This window comes from Pseudomonas sp. 58 R 12 (assembly GCF_900005865.1).
Lineage (GTDB): Bacteria > Pseudomonadota > Gammaproteobacteria > Pseudomonadales > Pseudomonadaceae > Aquipseudomonas > Aquipseudomonas tritici.
Map to the genome: position 1 here is coordinate 70645 of NZ_CVTP01000006.1, position 18505 is coordinate 89149.

16 protein-coding genes are annotated in these 18505 nt (G+C 60.0%); 7 read left to right on the top strand and 9 right to left on the bottom strand.

What is annotated here, in order from left to right:
• The first annotated feature begins 11 nt into the window (after window positions 1-11).
• The gene (xdhC, locus tag BFP95_RS02580; protein ID WP_049712015.1) at window positions 12-851 is read left to right on the top strand and encodes a xanthine dehydrogenase accessory protein XdhC; all 840 of its coding nucleotides are present in this window, start codon (window positions 12-14) and stop codon (window positions 849-851) included.
• 12 nt (window positions 852-863) lie between these two features.
• Entirely contained in the window at window positions 864-2168 is a 1305-nt protein-coding gene (gene guaD, locus BFP95_RS02585; RefSeq protein ID WP_065873873.1) for a guanine deaminase, read from the top strand.
• A 75-nt stretch (window positions 2169-2243) separates the two neighbouring features.
• On the opposite strand, the gene BFP95_RS02590 is transcribed toward guaD, so the two are convergent.
• Entirely contained in the window at window positions 2244-3008 is a 765-nt protein-coding gene (locus BFP95_RS02590; RefSeq protein WP_049712013.1) for a GntR family transcriptional regulator, read from the bottom strand.
• 226 nt (window positions 3009-3234) lie between these two features.
• Here BFP95_RS02590 and BFP95_RS02595 point away from each other — a divergent pair, with 226 nt between their 5' ends.
• Window positions 3235-4425 (top strand): benzoate/H(+) symporter BenE family transporter, encoded by a 1191-nt coding sequence (locus BFP95_RS02595; protein ID WP_065873874.1) that lies wholly within the window; start codon window positions 3235-3237, stop codon window positions 4423-4425.
• A gap of 37 nt (window positions 4426-4462) precedes the next feature.
• Here the strand turns inward: BFP95_RS02595 and BFP95_RS02600 are convergent, their stop codons facing one another.
• On the bottom strand, window positions 4463-4807 hold the full coding sequence (locus BFP95_RS02600) for a YggL family protein (RefSeq protein WP_065873875.1): 345 nt from the start codon (window positions 4805-4807) through the stop codon (window positions 4463-4465).
• A gap of 238 nt (window positions 4808-5045) precedes the next feature.
• Between BFP95_RS02600 and dacB the strand changes: the two genes are divergently transcribed.
• Complete coding sequence (gene dacB, locus BFP95_RS02605) at window positions 5046-6506, top strand: D-alanyl-D-alanine carboxypeptidase/D-alanyl-D-alanine endopeptidase (protein ID WP_065873876.1); 1461 nt, start codon at window positions 5046-5048, stop codon at window positions 6504-6506.
• A gap of 50 nt (window positions 6507-6556) precedes the next feature.
• Here dacB and BFP95_RS02610 read toward each other — a convergent pair whose 3' ends face one another.
• Window positions 6557-8959, bottom strand: coding sequence for a sensor domain-containing diguanylate cyclase (locus BFP95_RS02610; protein ID WP_065909211.1), 2403 nt, complete (start codon window positions 8957-8959; stop codon window positions 6557-6559).
• Between the two features lie 140 nt (window positions 8960-9099).
• Window positions 9100-11364, bottom strand: a complete 2265-nt coding sequence (gene rlmKL, locus BFP95_RS02615; RefSeq protein WP_065873878.1) for a bifunctional 23S rRNA (guanine(2069)-N(7))-methyltransferase RlmK/23S rRNA (guanine(2445)-N(2))-methyltransferase RlmL — start codon at window positions 11362-11364, stop codon at window positions 9100-9102.
• Window positions 11365-11907: 543 nt separating this feature from the next.
• Here rlmKL and rmf point away from each other — a divergent pair.
• Window positions 11908-12123: a ribosome modulation factor gene (gene rmf / locus BFP95_RS28730; RefSeq protein ID WP_002553055.1), complete on the top strand. Its 216-nt coding sequence runs from the start codon at window positions 11908-11910 to the stop codon at window positions 12121-12123.
• A 341-nt stretch (window positions 12124-12464) separates the two neighbouring features.
• On the opposite strand, the gene BFP95_RS02620 is transcribed toward rmf, so the two are convergent.
• From BFP95_RS02620 to sctC, 5 genes are all read right to left on the bottom strand, one after another.
• The gene (locus BFP95_RS02620; protein WP_065909215.1) at window positions 12465-13484 is read right to left on the bottom strand and encodes a quinone-dependent dihydroorotate dehydrogenase; all 1020 of its coding nucleotides are present in this window, start codon (window positions 13482-13484) and stop codon (window positions 12465-12467) included.
• Between the two features lie 86 nt (window positions 13485-13570).
• Window positions 13571-13993, bottom strand: a complete 423-nt coding sequence (locus BFP95_RS02625) for a transglycosylase SLT domain-containing protein (RefSeq protein ID WP_371914111.1) — start codon at window positions 13991-13993, stop codon at window positions 13571-13573.
• Between the two features lie 31 nt (window positions 13994-14024).
• Window positions 14025-14429 (bottom strand): winged helix-turn-helix domain-containing protein, encoded by a 405-nt coding sequence (locus BFP95_RS02630; protein WP_083214629.1) that lies wholly within the window; start codon window positions 14427-14429, stop codon window positions 14025-14027.
• A 155-nt stretch (window positions 14430-14584) separates the two neighbouring features.
• Window positions 14585-14809: a FliM/FliN family flagellar motor switch protein gene (locus tag BFP95_RS02635; RefSeq protein ID WP_065873881.1), complete on the bottom strand. Its 225-nt coding sequence runs from the start codon at window positions 14807-14809 to the stop codon at window positions 14585-14587.
• Window positions 14810-14824: 15 nt separating this feature from the next.
• Window positions 14825-16252, bottom strand: coding sequence for a type III secretion system outer membrane ring subunit SctC (sctC, locus tag BFP95_RS02640; RefSeq protein ID WP_065873882.1), 1428 nt, complete (start codon window positions 16250-16252; stop codon window positions 14825-14827).
• Window positions 16253-16525: 273 nt separating this feature from the next.
• Here sctC and BFP95_RS02645 point away from each other — a divergent pair, with 273 nt between their 5' ends.
• Together BFP95_RS02645 and BFP95_RS02650 are read left to right on the top strand one after the other, a co-directional pair.
• Window positions 16526-17752, top strand: a complete 1227-nt coding sequence (locus BFP95_RS02645) for a CmpA/NrtA family ABC transporter substrate-binding protein (RefSeq protein ID WP_065909217.1) — start codon at window positions 16526-16528, stop codon at window positions 17750-17752.
• A gap of 13 nt (window positions 17753-17765) precedes the next feature.
• Window positions 17766-18341, top strand: a complete 576-nt coding sequence (locus BFP95_RS02650; protein WP_065873884.1) for an ANTAR domain-containing response regulator — start codon at window positions 17766-17768, stop codon at window positions 18339-18341.
• Window positions 18342-18505: the final 164 nt, after the last annotated feature.

An 18505-nucleotide genomic window follows, 5' to 3' on the forward strand; every position in this document is an offset into this window, starting at 1 on the left:
TGGAGGTGACTATGAACAACTGGATCAGCGCCCTCGCCGACCTGCAAAACCAGGGCGAACCCTGCGTCCTGGTGACCATCATCGAAGAGCTCGGCTCCACGCCGCGCAACGCCGGTTCAAAGATGGTAATCAGCGCCGCGCAGACCTTCGACACCATCGGCGGCGGGCACTTGGAATACAAAGCCATGCAGATCGCCCGCGACATGCTCGTACGTGGCCAGCAGAACACCCACCTGGAACGCTTCAGCCTCGGCGCGAGCCTGGGCCAGTGCTGTGGCGGCGTGACCGTGCTGCTGTTCGAACCCATGGGCCAAGTGCAGGCGCAGATCGCGGTGTTTGGCGCCGGGCATGTTGGGCGCGCATTGGTGCCGTTGCTGGCGAGCCTGCCGTGCCGGGTGCGTTGGATCGATTCGCGCGACCAGGAGTTTCCGGAACATATCCCGCAAGGCGTGCGTAAAATCGTCAGCGAAGAGCCGGTCGACGAAATCGCCGACTTGCCGGCAGGCAGTTACTGCATCGTGATGACTCACAATCACGCACTGGACCTGGAACTGACCGCCGCCCTGCTCAAACGCAATGACTTTGCCTATTTCGGCCTGATTGGCTCAAAGACCAAACGGGTCAAATTCGAACATCGCCTGCGTGATCGCGGCTTCGACGCCGCGCAGCTGCAACGCATGCGCTGCCCCATGGGCCTCACCGAGGTGAAGGGCAAATTGCCGGTGGAGATCGCCATTTCCATCGCCGGCGAAATCATCGCCACCTATAACGCGAATTTCGGCCAGCACACCGCCAGCGCCGAACCCATTGCCAAACTGCTGCCGGCTTCGCGTCGCAGCCAAGCCCTTTGAATTGAGACGATCATGCCTTTGACTCGCAAAGCCTACCGTGCCGCCATTCTGCACAGCATCGCCGACCCCGCTGAAGTGGGGATCGAAGCGTCCTACGAGTATTTCGAAGACGGCCTGCTGGTGATCGAAAACGGCCGGATCAGCGCGGTCGGCCATGCCGGCGATTTACTGCCGACGTTGCCCGCCGATATCGATATCACCCACTACCAGGACGCGCTGATCACGCCCGGCCTGATCGACACCCATATCCACCTGCCGCAAACCGGCATGGTCGGCGCGTATGGGGAGCAATTGCTGGATTGGCTGAACACCTACACGTTCCCGTGCGAAAGCCAGTTCGCCGACAAGGCTCACGCCGAGGAAGTCGCGGATATCTTCATCAAGGAATTGCTGCGCAACGGCACCACCACCGCGCTGGTGTTTGGCAGCGTGCATCCGCAGTCAGTGAATGCGTTTTTTGAAGCGGCTGAAAAGCTCGACCTGCGCATGATCGCCGGCAAGGTGATGATGGACCGCAACGCGCCGGACTACCTGACCGATACCGCCGAATCCGGCTACCAGGAGAGCAAGGCGCTGATCGAGCGCTGGCACGGCAAGGGCCGCCTGCACTATGCGGTCACGCCGCGCTTTGCGCCGACCAGCACGCCGGAGCAATTGGCGTTGGCCGGGCAACTGCTGGGCGAATACCCGGACCTGTACATGCAGACCCATATCAGTGAGAACAAACAGGAAGTTGAGTGGGTGAAGGCACTCTTCCCGGAGCGCAATGGCTACCTGGACGTGTACGACCACTACCAATTGCTGGGCGAGCGCTCGGTGTTTGCCCATGGCGTGCACCTGTGCGATGACGAATGCGCGCGACTGGCTGAAACGGGCTCGGCCGTCGCGTTTTGCCCGACCTCGAACTTGTTCCTCGGCAGCGGTTTGTTCAACCTGCCGATGGCCGAGAAGCACAAGTTAAATGTAGGCCTGGGCACGGACGTGGGCGGCGGCACCAGTTTCTCGTTGCTGCAAACCTTGAACGAAGCCTACAAGGTCATGCAGTTGCAGGGCGCGCGGTTGAGCCCGTTCAAATCGCTGTACCTGGCGACCCTGGGCGGTGCGCGGGCGCTGCGGTTGGAAGACAAGATCGGCACGTTGCAGCCGGGGACGGATGCGGACTTTTTGGTGTTGGACTACAACGCTACGCCGTTACTGAGCTATCGCTTGAAGCAGGCGAATAACATTGCCGAGACGTTGTTTGTGTTGATGACACTGGGGGATGATCGAACGGTGATGCAGACGTATGCGGCGGGGCAATTGGTGCACCAGCGCTAATATTAGTCACCACACAAAACCAAATGTGGGAGCAAACCCGCTCCCACATTTTTAATTCCGGGTGAGCCTGGGAAATTACAGTTTGACCGAAGAGCGCCCTGGCTTCTTGGTCTGCAACAAATGCGAAAACACCGCGTGCAAATCATCCGACGCGCTTTCCTCATCGAGGTTGAGCTTGCTGTCGATATGGTCCATGTGGTGCATCATCAAATTCACCGCCAACGCCGCATCCCGCGCTTCGATCGCATCGATCAGCTGGGTGTGTTCATCATAGGAACAGTGCGAGCGGTTGCCGCTTTCGTACTGGGCGATGATCAATGAGGTCTGTGACACCAGGCTGCGCTGGAAGCTGATCAGCGGCGCGTTCTTCGCCGCTTCGGCCAGCTTGAGGTGGAACTCGCCGGAGAGGCGGATACCCGCACCGCGGTCGCCACGAGAGAAGCTGTCGCGTTCGTCGTTGACCATCTGGCGCAGCTCGGCCAGTTGTTCGGCGGTGGCGTGTTGCACCGCCAATTCTGTGATCGCCCGCTCCACCAGACGTCGCGCGAGGAACACCTGGCGCGCTTCCTCGACGCTCGGGCTGGCCACCACCGCACCGCGATTGGGCCGCAGCAGCACCACGCCTTCATGGGCCAGGCGCGACAGGGCGCGGCGAATGATGGTGCGGCTGACGCCGAAGATTTCGCCCAGTGCCTCTTCACTCAATTTAGTACCGGGTGCCAGGCGTTGTTCGAGGATCGCCTCGAAGATATGCGCGTAGACGATATCGTCCTGGGTTCCGCTGCGACCGGCCTTGCCGGCTCGCGGTGTTTTCTTGAGAGGTTGCAACTGTTCGTTCATGGGCACTCGGGTTTGGAGAACGGCGGCGAATTAACGGTAATACGTCAACAGCGGGTCGCTGGCAAGTATCACCTAAAAACAGGGCACATTGTACACAACCGGATGCGCCAACACACTGTACGGCTGTTTGCGCCGTCGGCTGTATTGCAATGAGTCGTTACGTTTGAGTTTAGGCTTGAATCCGTGCCGCCAACGGCAAAAACCCAGGTAAAAGGAACGCCTCTTCATGAACGACGCCACCCAAGCGCCTTTGCGCCCGCTGGCCGACACGTCTGCGTCGGCCGTCGTCGCCGGCTTCATCGCCATGATGACCGGCTACACCAGCTCCCTGGTGCTGATGTTCCAGGCCGGGCAAGCCGCCGGCTTGACCACGGCGCAGATTTCTTCATGGATCTGGGCGATTTCCATCGGCATGGCGGTGTGCAGCATCGGCCTGTCCTTGCGTTATCGCACGCCCATCACCATTGCCTGGTCGACGCCAGGCGCGGCGCTGCTGATCACCAGCCTTGGCGGCGTCAGCTATGGCGAGGCCATCGGCGCCTACATCACCTGCGCCGTGCTGGTGACGATTTGCGGGCTGACCGGCAGCTTTGAAAAACTGGTCAGGCGTATTCCGGCGTCACTCGCGGCCGCCCTGCTGGCGGGTATTCTGTTCAAGATCGGCAGCGAGATCTTCGTTGCCGCGCAGCATCGTACCGGGCTGGTGCTGGGGATGTTCTTCACTTACTTGATCATCAAACGCCTGTCGCCGCGTTACGCGGTGCTGGCCGCGCTGGTGATCGGCACGGGATTGTCGGGGTTGATGGGGCTCCTGGATTTCAGCGGGTTTCACCTGGAAGTAGCAACGCCGGTGTGGACCACGCCGCACTTCTCGCTGGCGGCGACCATCAGCATCGGCATTCCACTGTTCGTGGTCGCGATGACCTCACAGAACATGCCCGGCGTCGCGGTACTCAGGGCCGACGGTTACACCGTGCCCGCCTCGCCCCTGATCACCGCCACCGGCCTGGCGTCCCTGGTGCTGGCGCCGTTCGGCTCCCACGGCATCAACCTGGCAGCGATCAGCGCGGCCATCTGCACCGGGCCACATGCCCATGAGGATCGTAACAAGCGCTACACCGCGGCGGTGTGGTGCGGGGTGTTCTACGGAATCGCGGGAGTGTTCGGCGCGACTTTGGCGGCCTTGTTCGCAGCCTTGCCCAAGGAACTGGTGCTGTCGATTGCAGCCCTGGCGTTGTTTGGCTCGATCATCAATGGCTTGAGTATCGCCATGAATGAGCCGAAGGAACGGGAAGCGGCGCTGATCACCTTTATGGTTACCGCGTCTGGCTTGACGCTGTTTTCCATCGGTTCGGCGTTCTGGGGAATTGTGGCGGGGGTGTTGACGCTGCTGATTCTGAACTGGCGCAAGGCATAAAAAAACGGCGACCCTGAGGTCGCCGTTTTTTTTAGTATCACTTAGCCGCGTTGATCGGCTTTTCCGGATACCACACGTCCAGCAACGGGCTGACTTCAGCGCTTTTCAGTTCGCTGCGGCCTTTGAGCCAGCTTTCAACAGCTACGCGCTGTTCTTCGTTGACAGAGCCACGCTTCTGCAGGCAAACCAGACCGAAGTCATCGCCGCCGACATAGCCCAGACCATTGGCTTCCATGGCTTCTTTGATGAATGCTTCGAGGAAAGCATCGGTAGCTTCTTCACTCAGGCCTTCTTTGAAGTCCAGGTTCAGTTCGAAACCCAGCTCTTGAAATTCATCAACGCACAGTTTTTTGCGCAGACGCTGGGAACGGTTAGTCGCCATTGGAACAATCCTCATAAGTAATAACGGGCGGCACTTTAGCAGTTTAAGGCGACGATTGCCCGACTCTCTGGGACAGGCGGCACAATGCCGGCAAAAAAAACGCTGAATACCCGCTATCGTTCAGCTACAAGTGAGCCTACCTTGGGGCATAATGCCGACACTTTCATGACCATTGAGGGATTTTTCTTATTTACCCCTCGCCTTTTTCACCCTCCTCAGCAGTAGGGTTTTACTTCTTATGATCAAATCTTTGCGTTCAGTGTTTTTCGCCGGTCTTATTCTGCCACTGGCCTTTTCGGCCACCGCTGCCCCCGTCAACAACACCCTGCCGCCGAATGTTCAGCAGGCCCTTTCAAAAGCCAAACTGCAAAACAATGCGTTGTCCCTGGTAATGATCCCTTTGAACGGCCCGGGCACGCCTACCGTATTCAATGCCGACGTCTCGGTGAACCCAGCGTCCACCATGAAACTGGTCACCACTTACGCGGCCTTGGAAATGCTCGGCCCCAACCACCAGTGGAAAACCGAGTTCTACACCGACGGCACCCTCAGCGGTGGTGTGTTGCACGGCAACCTGTACCTCAAGGGCGGCGGCGACCCCAAGCTGAACATGGAAAAACTCTGGCTGCTGATGCGCGACCTGCGCGCCAACGGCGTGCAGCAAGTCACCGGTGACTTGGTGCTGGACCGTGGCTTCTTTATCCAACCGCAATTGCCCGAGTTCAATGACGATGGCAATGACGAGAACAAGCCGTTCCTGGTCAAACCAGACGCGCTGCTGGTCAACCTGAAGGCGCTGCGTTTTGTGACTCGCAATGATTCCGGCCGGGTACTGGTGTCGGTCGAGCCGCCGATTGCCAGCATCCGCATCGACAACCAGGTCAAGGTCTCCAACGCCAAGCAATGCACCGGCGATGTGCGCTACAACCCAGTCACCGCCGCCGATGGCAGCGTGACAGTAACGGTCAGCGGCCAATTGGCCGAAGGCTGCAGTTCGCAGACCTATCTGTCGCTGCTGGACCACGCCACCTACACCGCCGGCGCCGTACGGGCGATCTGGAAGGAATTGGGCGGCACTATCCAGGGCCGGGATATCCAGGCGCCCGTGCCCAAGGATGCCAAAGTGCTGGCCCGGGCGTTCTCGCCGGACCTGGCGGAAATCATCCGCGACATCAACAAATACAGTAACAACACCATGGCCCAGCAGTTGTTCCTGAGCCTGGGTGCACAGTTTCGCAACGATGCCGATGGCGACGATGCCAAGGCGGCGCAACGCGTAGTGCGCCAGTGGCTGGCGAAGAAAGGCATCACCGCGCCGCACTTGGTGATGGAGAACGGCTCCGGCCTTTCCCGTGCTGAACGCGTCAGCGCCCGCGAGATGGCAGCCATGCTGCAAGCGGCGTGGAAAAGCCCTTACGCGGCGGAATACATCAGCTCGATGCCAATTGCCGGCACCGACGGCACCATGCGCAAGCGCCTGAAGACCACTGCCATGCGCGGCGAAGCCCACGTCAAGACCGGCACCTTGAACACCGTGCGCGCCATCGCCGGGTTCAGCCGCGACAACAACGGCAATACCTGGGCGGTGGTGGCGATTCTCAACGATCCGAAGCCATGGGGCGCTTCGTCGGTGCTGGACCAGGTGTTGCTGGACCTGTATCGCCAACCTAAATTGGCAGCGGCTGCACCTGTCCTCTAAATAGCAACAGCTCCCACATTGATAGTGTTTTGCCTAGAAGACCCTGTTAATCAAGCCCGAAGCCGTTCCGCCTCGACGCGGTCGCGGCCCGCCTGCTTGGCCACGTACACCGCTGAGTCGGCGCGCAGCAGCAACCCGTCGACACCTTCATCCACCCGCCAGCTGGCCACGCCAAAGCTGGCGGTGACAGTGCCGACCGGCTCCATCGGTGCGCTGCGCAGTGACCTCCACAACTCTATGGCCAGGCTGTAGGCCTGCTCGCCATCGGTATGGGGGCACAGCACCATGAATTCCTCGCCTCCCAGGCGACAGAACACATCAGTGCGGCGCAGGCGCTGGCTGATGCGTTTGCACAACTCCTGCAATACCCCATCGCCGACGGCATGCCCATGCCTGTCGTTGATGCGCTTGAAGTGATCGATATCCAGCATGATCACCGACAGTGCCCCCGAGGTGCGGTTGAGCTTCACCATCTCGGCCCTCAGGCGATCCTGAAAATAGCGGCGGTTATGAATCCCGGTCAGGGAGTCAGTGATGGAAAGCGCGCGTAGCTCCTCTTCCACCCGCTTCAAGTCGGAAATATCCGACACATAGCCATGCCACAGCGTGCCGCCTCCCGGTAACTCTTCCGGGGTGGCCTCCCCACGAATCCAGCGCAGGCCGCGTTGTGGCAACTGCACCCGGTACTCTTCGCGCCAATGGCTCAACTGCAACGCGGACAAGCGGATCGATGCGCGCACCCGTTCCACATCCTGCGGATGGATACGCTCAAAGACCCTCTTCGCGTCTTGCTGCAATACGCCGGGCTCGATTTCATAGATGTCGCGCATGCCATCACTGGCGTAGATGAATTTCCAGTTGTTCTGGGGCTCCAGGGTGAACTGGAAGATGCCGCCGGGGACATGGGCGCTGAGTTTCTTGAGCAGGCGGTCCCGCGCCGCCAATGCCTCGTAGGCACGCTTTTGCTCGGTAATGTCCAGGTAAATCGCCAGGTGGCCGATCCACAAACCATGGTCGTCCAGCAGCACGGTGGCCAGCATGTTTACGGTCAACTGGCTGCCGTCTTCGCGGACCAAGGTCCATTCGCGGGCTTCGTGCAGGTTGTCCGGGCTTTCCACCAACATCGCCTGGCTCGCGGGAATACGCTTGCCCAAGGCCACACTCAAAGTGGCGGAACGCGCCTCCAGTTCCACCGCCAGGTGCAGGCTTTCCAGGGTGTGTGTGCCCACCACTTGCTCGGCCTCGAACCCCAGCATCTGCTCCGCACCGGCGTTGAAGGTGTTGATGACGCCGCGCAGGTCGGTGGCAATGATTGCGACCTGCGTGGCCGCATTGAGCACGCTGCGCAACTGGCCATGAGCCGCGCGTAACTCCTGCTCGCGCATACGCAGTTGCACGGTACGTTGCTCCACCAGTTTCAACGCGCGTTGGCGTTGGCTCACCAGTACATAGAGCAAGGCACTGAGCAACAGGCTGAGCAGGCCCCCCATGGTCAGAATCGCGGACAACGAAGAGTGGTTGGCCTGTTCGAATACCTGGCTCGGACGCAGGTTCAGGGCGTAGACGTGATCGCCCAGCGTCAGGCGGCGCGTGCCGACAAGGTCGTTTTTGCTGGCCCCGAACGTGCCGGACTCGAAAAGCACGCGCATGTGCAGGTCGGAGGTGTCGACTATCTGCATCATCAGGTTATCCCGGTCAGGCTTGGGCAAACCGTCGGCCACCAGCTGGCGAATGCTGATCACCGCCATCACATAGCCGTAGGGCTCGTTCTGGGATTGTCCGGAGATGGGCAAGTGGCTCACCGGCGCGACCAGTAACACTCCAGTGGCATAGGCCGGTTCTACGCCCACCCATTGCATGGGCTGGGACACCGCCAGCTTGCCGGTCTTTTGCGCACGCTCAAGGGCTGAACGCCGCAGGGGCTGGGCCAGCAGATCAAAGCCGAGTGGTGCACCCATCGGGTTTTGGGTCTGGCTGTACAACATTGGCACGTATTCATCGCGCTCGGTCGCAGGGGCCAGCTCACCCGCCGAATTCAACTCACGGATAACAAAGGGCACGCCTCCCCGCTCGGACACGTTTTGCTCAAACTGGCTGCGTTGTTCGCGATACACCCGGGGCGCCCAGGAGTATGCGAGGGTGCGCAACAACAAGGGCTGGGCAAAACCGTCGAATTCTTCGTGGGACACATCATCGGAATTGACAAAGAAACGCCGCAGGCTGTTCAGCCGCTGCTCCTGGTCTTCGAAACGTTCCTGCAGGCGGGTATAGCGTTCATTAACCAGCAATTGAAAGCGCTGGCGCAGTTGCTGCTGATAGAGGTCGGAGGCTGCCCAGGCAACAATGGCCGTCAAGGCAAATCCCGCCAGTAACACCACCAATGCCACCAGCCAAGCCGACGCCTGCTCATTGATAAAGCCTAGGATTTTCGGGCGAACAGCTTGCAGCGACATAGGCAACACTCACAGCGCCAGCGTGCGGGGGTGTCACTTTGGCTGGACCTTAAGTTATAGCCATCGACCTTGAGTTTGACCAGCGTAAAAAAGCCGCAAGCCCAGAATAATCCAGGCTTGCGGCTTTTTAGTGGCGGCGATCAGCGAGCAGTGATTTTCCACGCCCGGTGGATCTTCGCATTACGTGCGAAATCCGGGTCGATGGTCTTGTCACTGATCTCCTCGACCGCATAGCGTTCGCTGAGGTTGTCCTCCAACGCAAACTTGCGGAAGTTGTTCGAGAAGTACAGCACGCCGCCCGGTGCCAGGCGTGCCATGGCCAAGTCGAGCAATTGCACGTGGTCACGCTGTACGTCGAAGATGCCTTCCATGCGCTTGGAGTTGGAGAAGGTCGGCGGGTCGATGAAGATCATGTCGAACTCATCGCGGCTGGCTTCCAGCCACGCCATCACATCACCCTGCTCCAGGCGGTTCTTGTCGGAGAAACCGTTGAGCGAGAAGTTGCGACGCGCCCAGTCCAGGTAGGTCTTGGACAGGTCGACACTGGTGGTGCTGCGCGCACCGCCCTTGGCCGCGTGCACACTGGCGGTAGCGGTGTAGCAATACAAATTGAGGAAGCGCTTGCCGGCGGCTTCTTTCTGGATGCGCATGCGCATCGGACGGTGGTCGAGAAACAGGCCGGTGTCCAGGTAATCGGTGAGGTTGACCAGCAACTTCACGCCGCCTTCACTGACTTCGGTGAACTTGCCTTGGGCGCTCTGACGCTCGTACTGCTTGGTGCCGCTCTGACGCTCGCGGCGCTTGACCACCACGCGGCTCTTGTCGATGTTCAGGGCCTGGGGAATCGCAGCCAGGGCATCGAACATGCGCGCGGAGGCTTTTTCCGGGTCGATGGACTTCGGTGCGACATATTCCTGCACGTGGACCCAATCGTGATACAGGTCGATGGCCATGGAGTATTCCGGCATGTCGGCGTCGTACACCCGGTAGCAATCCACGCCTTCGCGCTTGGCCCACTTGCCCAGCAGCTTGAGGTTCTTCTGCAGGCGGTTGGCGAACATCTGCCCGCCTTCACTCAGGCGCGGCTGCTCAACCACAGGCGCCGGAGCGGGTTTGATCGGGTTTCCGTTCTTGTTGTACTGACGCTCTTGCGGCTCAGCCGGGGCTTGATCGTAAGCGGCTTGCTCACGTTCGGCCTGGCGCTGTTCCGGGGTGCGACGCTCACCGGTGACGAACTGGTCCGGGTTGACCTTGATCAGCAACAATTTGCACGGCAGGGCGCCGTTCCAGAACGAGTACTGCTTGTGGCTACGGATACCCATGCGCTTGCCCAGGTCCGGCGCGCCAGTGAATACCGCCGCTTCCCAGCCCATGCACGCTTGGCGCAGACGCTCGCCAAGGTTCTGGTAGAGGTACAACAGGCTGGCTTCGTCACCCAAACGCTCGCCGTACGGCGGGTTGCAGATGACCAGGCCTTTTTGGTTCTGGTCCGGGCGCGGCTCGAAGGTGCCGACTTCGCCTTGGTACACCTTGATCCAGTGGCTGAGGCCGGCACGCTCGATGTTGTTGCGCGCGGGCTGGATCAGACGTGGGTCGGCTTCGTAGCCGCGAATCCACAGCGGCGGCTTGTTCATGCCGACGGCGGCACGTTCGGTGGCCTCGGTGTGCAGTTTTTTCCACAATGCCGGGACGTGACCCAGCCAAGTGGTGAAACCCCACAGTTCGCGATTCAGGTTGGGCGCCATGTCGGCAGCGATCATCGCGCCCTCCACCAGGAAGGTACCCACGCCGCACATTGGGTCGCTCAGCGCGCCGCCTTCAGCCGCAATGCGCGGCCAGCCGGCACGGATCAGGATCGCGGCCGCCAGGTTTTCTTTCAGCGGTGCCGCGCCCTGCTGCAGACGGTAGCCACGCTGGTGCAAGCTGTGGCCGGAAAGGTCGAGGGACAGGATCGCTTCGCCGCGGTCCAGGCGCAGGTGGATGCGCAGGTCCGGGTTGATCTTGTCGATGGACGGGCGTTCGCCGGTGGGGGTGCGCAGCTTGTCGACAATCGCATCCTTGACCTTCAGCGCGCCGAAGTGAGTGTTGTCGATGCCCGAACCATGGCCGCTGAATTCAACAGCAAGTGTGCCATCGGAGACCATGTGGTCGGCCCACTCGATATCCAGCACGCCATGGTAGAGGTCTTCGGCGTCCTTCATCGGGAAGCGCTTGAGTACCAGCAGCACGCGGTTGGCCAGGCGCGACCAGAGGCACAGGCGGTAGGCGGTTTCCATGTCGGCCATGCCGCGCACGGCCGAGGTGTGCTCGCGGGCTTCCTCAAGGCCAAGCCCGACGGCTTCCTCGATCAGCAGGCCTTCGAGGCCCTTGGGGCAGGTGAGGAAGAGTTCAAAACGGTCCGACATGGGGCATTCCAGGCTTTTCAGCAATAAATGAACGGGCGACGCATCGCCGGCTCGGTTTTCAATCAAGCACTTTTCTTGAAGAGTGCTCGCGTGGCACGAATGTGCCGTCCCACCCCGTCTGCCGGGCCCTTGGGCCCTCATCGACGAGGCAGAGAGAACTGTTTAACAACAAAACGCGTAACAAAAAGAAATATTCCGCCCTTTCGTCGAATAATAACCGACCGCAACGGACGGGCATTCTCACTAAAGGATTAAACCCATCCTCTTTGCAGGGCACATCATAGCTGGGTTTGCCGGATAAATGGGGCGAAAAGCCAGCCCAGCTTATGGCTATAGCATCGTTATCGTTACGTGCTTATGACAAAACGATCATTGAATCCATGTGACCTATTGGTTAGAACTCAACACAGGTTGGCGCCGTAACGACGCCGACACATAGGCTCGCCACGCCGGCAGCGAGCCCACCAACGGCAGAAAAACTCTGCCCGGCCCCAGACGAGGCCGAAGGATATCAAGACAGTCAACAAGTGAGGGAAACACCCTATGAGAAGACTTAAGCGTGATCCGTTGGAAAGAGCATTTTTACGCGGATATCAATATGGCGTTCATGGCAAATCCCGTGAGCTTTGCCCATTTACTCTACCGTCGGTACGCCAAGCCTGGATTAACGGCTGGCGAGAAGGACGCGGCGACAACTGGGACGGTATGACTGGCACTGCGGGAATCCACAGACTCAACGAACTTCACGCCGTCGGCTAATCAAGGGCAATTAATTCCGACATCACACCTTTGAATGTGTAACGACTTAACCACGCACGTCCTATCCGGGCGGCGGGCTTCGGCCCAGGGGGCTCCTTCAAGGAGCCCTTTTTATTGGCTGGCGCATAAGGGCCTGAGTCGCCTGTACCTTTATGGCGACGATTCGTAAGGCTGAAAAATCTTTTTGTAGTGAGCGGGCTTGCCCCGCGCTGGGCTGCGAAGCTGCCCCAACAAAGACACCTCCGAGTTTCAGGATAAACCCAGGTCGCCTGGTTTGGGGCCGCTTCGCAGCCCAGCGCGGGGCAAGCCCGCTCACTACAACGTTGTGTAGATACCTTTAGCTATCGCAGTGCAGCGATTGCATCCACCGACTGGCGGATCAGCGCCGGGCCTTTATAGATGAAGCCGGAGTAGAGCTGCACCAGGCTGGCACCCGCGGCGATCTTCTCGGCTGCGTGCTTGCCTTCGGTGATGCCACCGGCGGCGATAATCGGCAAACGCCCCGCCAATTCGGCAGCCAGCACCTTGACGATATGCGTGCTCTGCTCGCGCACCGGGGCACCCGACAGGCCACCCGCTTCATCGCCATGGGCCAGGCCTTCGACGCCTACGCGGCTGAGGGTGGTGTTGGTCGCGATCACCGCGTCCATGCCTGAGTCCACCAGGGCCTGGGCGACCAGCACGGTTTCCTCGTCGCTCATGTCCGGGGCAATCTTGATCGCCAACGGCACGCGCTTGCCATGGAGCACAGCCAGGTCTTCCTGGCGCTGACGCAAGGCTTCGAGCAGTTGCTTGAGGGAGTCGCCGAACTGCAGGCTACGCAGGCCCGGGGTGTTGGGCGAGCTGACGTTGACCGTGACGTAGCTGGCGTGGGCGTAGACCTTGTCCAGGCAGATCAGGTAGTCATCCACGGCACGTTCAACCGGGGTATCGAAGTTCTTGCCGATATTGATGCCCAGGATGCCTTTGTACTTCGCCGCTTGAACCCGCGACAGCAGATGATCAACCCCCAGGTTGTTAAAGCCCATGCGGTTGATGATCGCCTCGGCTTCCGGCAGGCGGAAGATACGCGGCTTGGGGTTACCCGGTTGCGGCCTTGGGGTCACGGTGCCGATTTCAACAAAACCGAAACCCAACTGAGCAAAACCATCAATGGCCGCACCGTTTTTATCCAGGCCAGCCGCCAGCCCGACCGGATTGGGGAAATCAAGCCCCATCACCGATACCGGCATTTTTGCCGGCGCCTTGCATACCAGGCCATTGAGCCCCAGGCGACCACCGGCACCAATCAGGTCCAGGGACAGATCGTGTGAAGTTTCCGGGGAGAGTTTGAACAACAGCTGGCGGGCCAGGGTATACATGGGCGGGCTAGACTCGGATGGCGGCGAAAGGTGGCGGCGATTATAGCCGGGGAGGCAGGGAGCGCGCGAGGCGCGAACCTCAATCGTCAGTAGCGATGCGCGACCAACTGCTCGTAATACGCCCAGATTTTCTGCGCATACCGCATGCGCAACGCCTCACGCTCGGGCCCGGAGCCCGTCCCAACGTTGTAGGAACCTACCGCTGTCCAGTTGTAGCCAAAGCGCTGGATGAACTCGGCGAGAATCGAAGCGCCCACCTCAACCGACAGACAGGGCTCGTTGATCAGACGCTCCTCGGTAATACCCTGCTCGAGCAGGCGAGGCAAATGGATGCTGTTGATCTGCATCAGGCCGATGTCCCGAGTGCCATTACGGTTGGCAAGATTCATCGCTTGTGCCCGATTACCTGACTCCACGACGGCGATCGCTTGCAGCAACTCGGGTTCGATATCGTAGTGCCTGGCGACCTCCTCCCAGCAATAGGCCAAGGCTTGATGACTAGTCATCATCAGGCTCAACACCAAGCCTTTGCTCCAGAACCTAGCCACGGTTTATCGAACCAGGGCTGACTTGGCCGCAGGCCGAGCACACATGTCTCATGCAGCCCGGCACATGCTCCTCGGCGGTGACCGGGCAAGTAAAGCGGTACCCTTGACCGTAGATCGTCTTGATAAACCCCTTGTCGACGCCAAGGTACTTGCGCAGTGAGTAAATGCAGCGCGTCAACGACTCCTCGGCCACCTCCCCCTGCGGCCAGGCCAGCTCCAGCAAGCGATCCTTGGTCATCAACGCGCCACCGGATGCCAGTAGCAGTCGCAACACCTGCCATTCCTTGGGCGGTAACTGAACATCCGAACCCTCGCCGGTCAGGCGACCGTCGTCATGCAGGGTCCAACGCGAAAAAACCAGGGAAGTCGTCGTCCCTGCATCATCCATGACGGCCATCATTACCTCGGCATCCGACTACTGACATTGAAGTCCTCATTTGCATCACTGGCTCATGTACCTAGGTCACGACTATAAAAACCTGCGTCCCGACTCACGCTAGGAAAAAGCCCATTCATCCAGCGGTTTTCGATACTGCTCTGTAAGACCTTTCGCTATCCGCCGCCTCCAGGCAGCCACGCCTGATACACCTCATGCAACTCAACCCCTAGCCTGTCCTCCAACTGCACCAGTTCGCCCAAGGCGAGTAATTGCCCATTCACCCGAACTTCCACGCAGTGGGTTATCTGCTGCGTCAATGGCAATATCTTTCCGGGCGCGAAGGCTGCCAGGCGCCTGCGGCTGATCAGCTGTTCCTGTAGAAGAATTTCCAGATGCATGGGTTACCACCTTGTTTACGGTGAAACATCGCGCCCCGGCCGCACAAAAGCACGTTGAACGCGCTCATATTGCGCGGCGGTCAAGGGTGGTGGCCCTACGCTCTCGTCCGGCCCCTTCAACGCGCCGCCCACCGCTCTGGCCTGGATCACAAATAGGCGCACTAGTGCCGGGCGACCAGCCCCCCGTCCTTCTGACTCCCTTTGAAACGCGCCCAGCCATAGGCGTCTGCCTTGGGGCACACGCACCACACTGTTGACGCCCACTCGTCCCACCGCTGTGTTTTTTTCACGCCGTCCCGGCTCGGTCATCTGGCGACCCTCGTCGACCTCAACGCGCATCTCGATCTGGTTGGCCTCGGCAAAACGCGACAAGACACTGACTTGGGTGCCGTAACGCACTGGTGTCCAGCCGGTTTTGTCGTTTTCGGGAGGTGGCAGATAGAACGTGTGGTTGTCCTGAAACACCGCCGGCACGTTCTCCTGGGTGAGAATCACCGGCAGTGTTGTTACCTTCGCGCGCCGACGACGCTCCAATGCGCTGATCTGCACCATCAGGTGGCTATCGTCCAACGGCGCTAAAACGCGCGATGTCGAAGCCTTGCTTTGCGTATCCCAATCCAAGCCCAGCGTCTTCAGTTCGTCGCGCTCCACATCCACCCACCACAGCGAGACCTCGATCGCGCGCTTGGGTACGTCGAGTTCCGCTACCAGTTTCTGGATGAAACTCACCTGTGCTGGCTTACCCTTGATAAGCAGGCTGTTGCTATCCGGGTAGGCAATAACGCCAAGGCTCTTGTCGGACAGCAACCCCTTGTGCTCGCTGGCCAGCAGGGTCTCGATCATCGACGCCATCCCCGGGACGGTGACCGGGCTGTCGCTTGTGCCGTACTGATGGTCCGCCACATCGGTGTTGAGCACTTGCACGACGCCAAAGGCCTGTGCCCCCACCCGTAACTCAGCCCTTTGCCGGTCCATCAACTGGGCCAGGCGCAGCACCTGGTCGACATAATTCGGTGGGCCGGACACATAGAATGTTCGGCCGGTACTTTCACGCAAGGGATAGCGCGACTCATCCAGGCCCGAGCGGCGCATGAGGCTACGCAGCCTGTCGACGGAAATATGCCGCAAGGTCACCGCAGAGCTTTTAGCCTCGCCCGCGTCATAGACATACAGCGCTTGCCCGTCGCTGTACCAGATCAATCCTTGTTGCAACGCGAGCGTCTCCAGGGCCTGTTGCGGTGCATCGAAATCCAGCGCTGCGCTGAGGCGTTTGCGTGCCACCTCACGGCTGACAACGATGGGCAAGCCCAATGGCTCCGACAGTGCGGTAAACACGGTATGCAGGCTTTCATCCTGCGCCTGGTAAAGCCCGGCCCAGGCAACCGCACTTTCGGACACCAGCACGGCAAGCAGCGCAGTAAAAAACAGCCAGCGGCGGGGCATCGTTGCAAGGAAGTCGGCGTACACCGTGGGGTTTCCTGGGCGGTCTGGCATTAAGAATGCGGCCATACTGAAAGGCCGCCCGATTTCAATCTTGATGGAAAGTTGACGGCTGCCCGGGCCTCACCCCCGTGGCATGTGCCTTGCTATGCACTCTGTATCAGAGCACGCGCCAACGGCGGAGCGAGCTTACGGACAAAGGCGTCGTTACCCGCACTGGCTTACATCGCCATCTGAGGGAACGACGCTTTTTTTTGAAAAAAAAGGTAGGTATTGATGAACGATTCTGTTGGCAACAGCCCGATGAACGACCCACTGGCGTGGGTCAACGGCAGTGATGCCCCGGAAAAGAGCAGCATCGACCTGGGCTTCATGGCTTTGAGCGACTGCGCATCAATAGTGGTAGCGGCCACCCAGGGCTTCGCTCAACCCTATGGCCTGACCCTGAACCTCAAGCGCCAATCGTCCTGGGCCAACCTGCGCGACAAACTGGTCAGCGGCGAACTGGACGCCGCCCACAGCCTGTACGGGCTGATTTATGCCGTGCACCTGGGCATCGGCGGCGTAGCGTCCACCGACATGGCGGTACTGATGGGGCTTAACCAGAACGGCCAGAGCATCAACCTGTCCCACGGGTTGCAGCAACAAGGGGTGATCACTCCTGAGGCACTGGAACGCCATGTGCACCAAAGCCGAACAAAACTGACCTTTGCTCAGACCTTTCCCACAGGCACCCACGCCATGTGGTTGTATTACTGGCTGGCGAGCCAAGGCATTCATCCCTTGCGGGATGTGGACAGCGTGGTGGTCCCGCCACCGCAAATGGTTGCGCACCTGCACGCCGGACGCATCGATGGTTTTTGCGTCGGCGAACCCTGGTGCGCCAGTGCGGTCAAGCAAAACCAAGGGTTTACCCTGGCAACAACCCAGGCGATCTGGCCGGATCATCCAGAAAAGGTGCTCGGCTGTACCCAGGCGTTTGTCGACCAGTACCCCAACACCGCGCGCGTACTGGTAATGGCGATCCTGGAGGCCAGTCGATTTATCGAAGAAAGCACCGAAAACCGCCGTTCCACCGCGCAACTGCTCAGTGGCCGCGAGTACCTCGACGCCCCACTCGACTGCATCGAACCGCGCCTGCTCGGCGCCTACGACGATGGCCTGGGCAACCGGTGGCAGGATCCCCACGCCTTGCGCTTTTTTGCTGATGGCGAGGTGAACCTGCCCTACCTCTCTGACGGCATGTGGTTCATGACCCAGTTTCGGCGCTGGGGCCTGCTGCGTGAAGACCCGGACTATCTCGGCGTTGCGCGCCAAGTGCAGCAGTTGCCGCTGTTTCGCCAGGCGGCCGACGCGCTAGGTATCACGGCGAAAGACCAGGACATGCGCAGCAGCCAACTGATCGACGGCAAAATCTGGGACGGTTCCGACCCCGCCGGCTATGCCCGCAGCTTCCGCCTGCATGCCCTGGCCAACACCACCCACCGCCAAGCCTTGCGCTGACAGGAGGACTTCCATGCTGCGAATCCTGTTGATCAACGACACACCGCGCAAAGTCGGCCGACTTAGGACGGCGCTGATCGAGGCCGGTTTTGAAGTCATCGACGAGTCCGGCTTGACCATCGACCTGCCCGCACGCGTCGAAACAGTGCGCCCGGACGTGATCCTGATCGATACCGAGTCACCGGGCCGTGATGTGATGGAGCAAGTGGTATTGGTCAGCCGCGACCAACCCCGGCCGATTGTGATGTTCACCGACGAACACGACCCAAGCGTGATGCGCCAGGCAATCAAATCCGGTGTCAGCGCTTATATCGTCGAAGGCATCCAGGCCGAGCGCCTGCAGCCGATCCTCGATGTGGCCATGGCGCGCTTCGAAAGCGACCAGGCCTTGCGCGCTCAGCTTCACGCTCGAGACCAGCAACTGGCCGAACGCAAGCGCATCGAGCTGGCCAAGGGCATGCTGATGAAAATGAAGGAATGCAATGAGGAAGAGGCCTACACCTTGATGCGCCGGCAGGCCATGAGTCGCCAGCAGAAACTGATCCAGGTGGCGGAGCAGATTATCGCCATGAGTGAGTTGCTCGGCTGATGTGGCGCAGCTCTTGCTAAGTAAACATCACAGGTAGCCAACGGCGGTTGCCCCTCCACGACAAAGACGTCGCACACCCGGTTTGCCCTCGCGAACCCGGTGGCGGCGTTTTTTCGTTTTGGCCCCCGCTAAAGGGGCCGGTGGGGCGGCCTTAACCGGCTGTT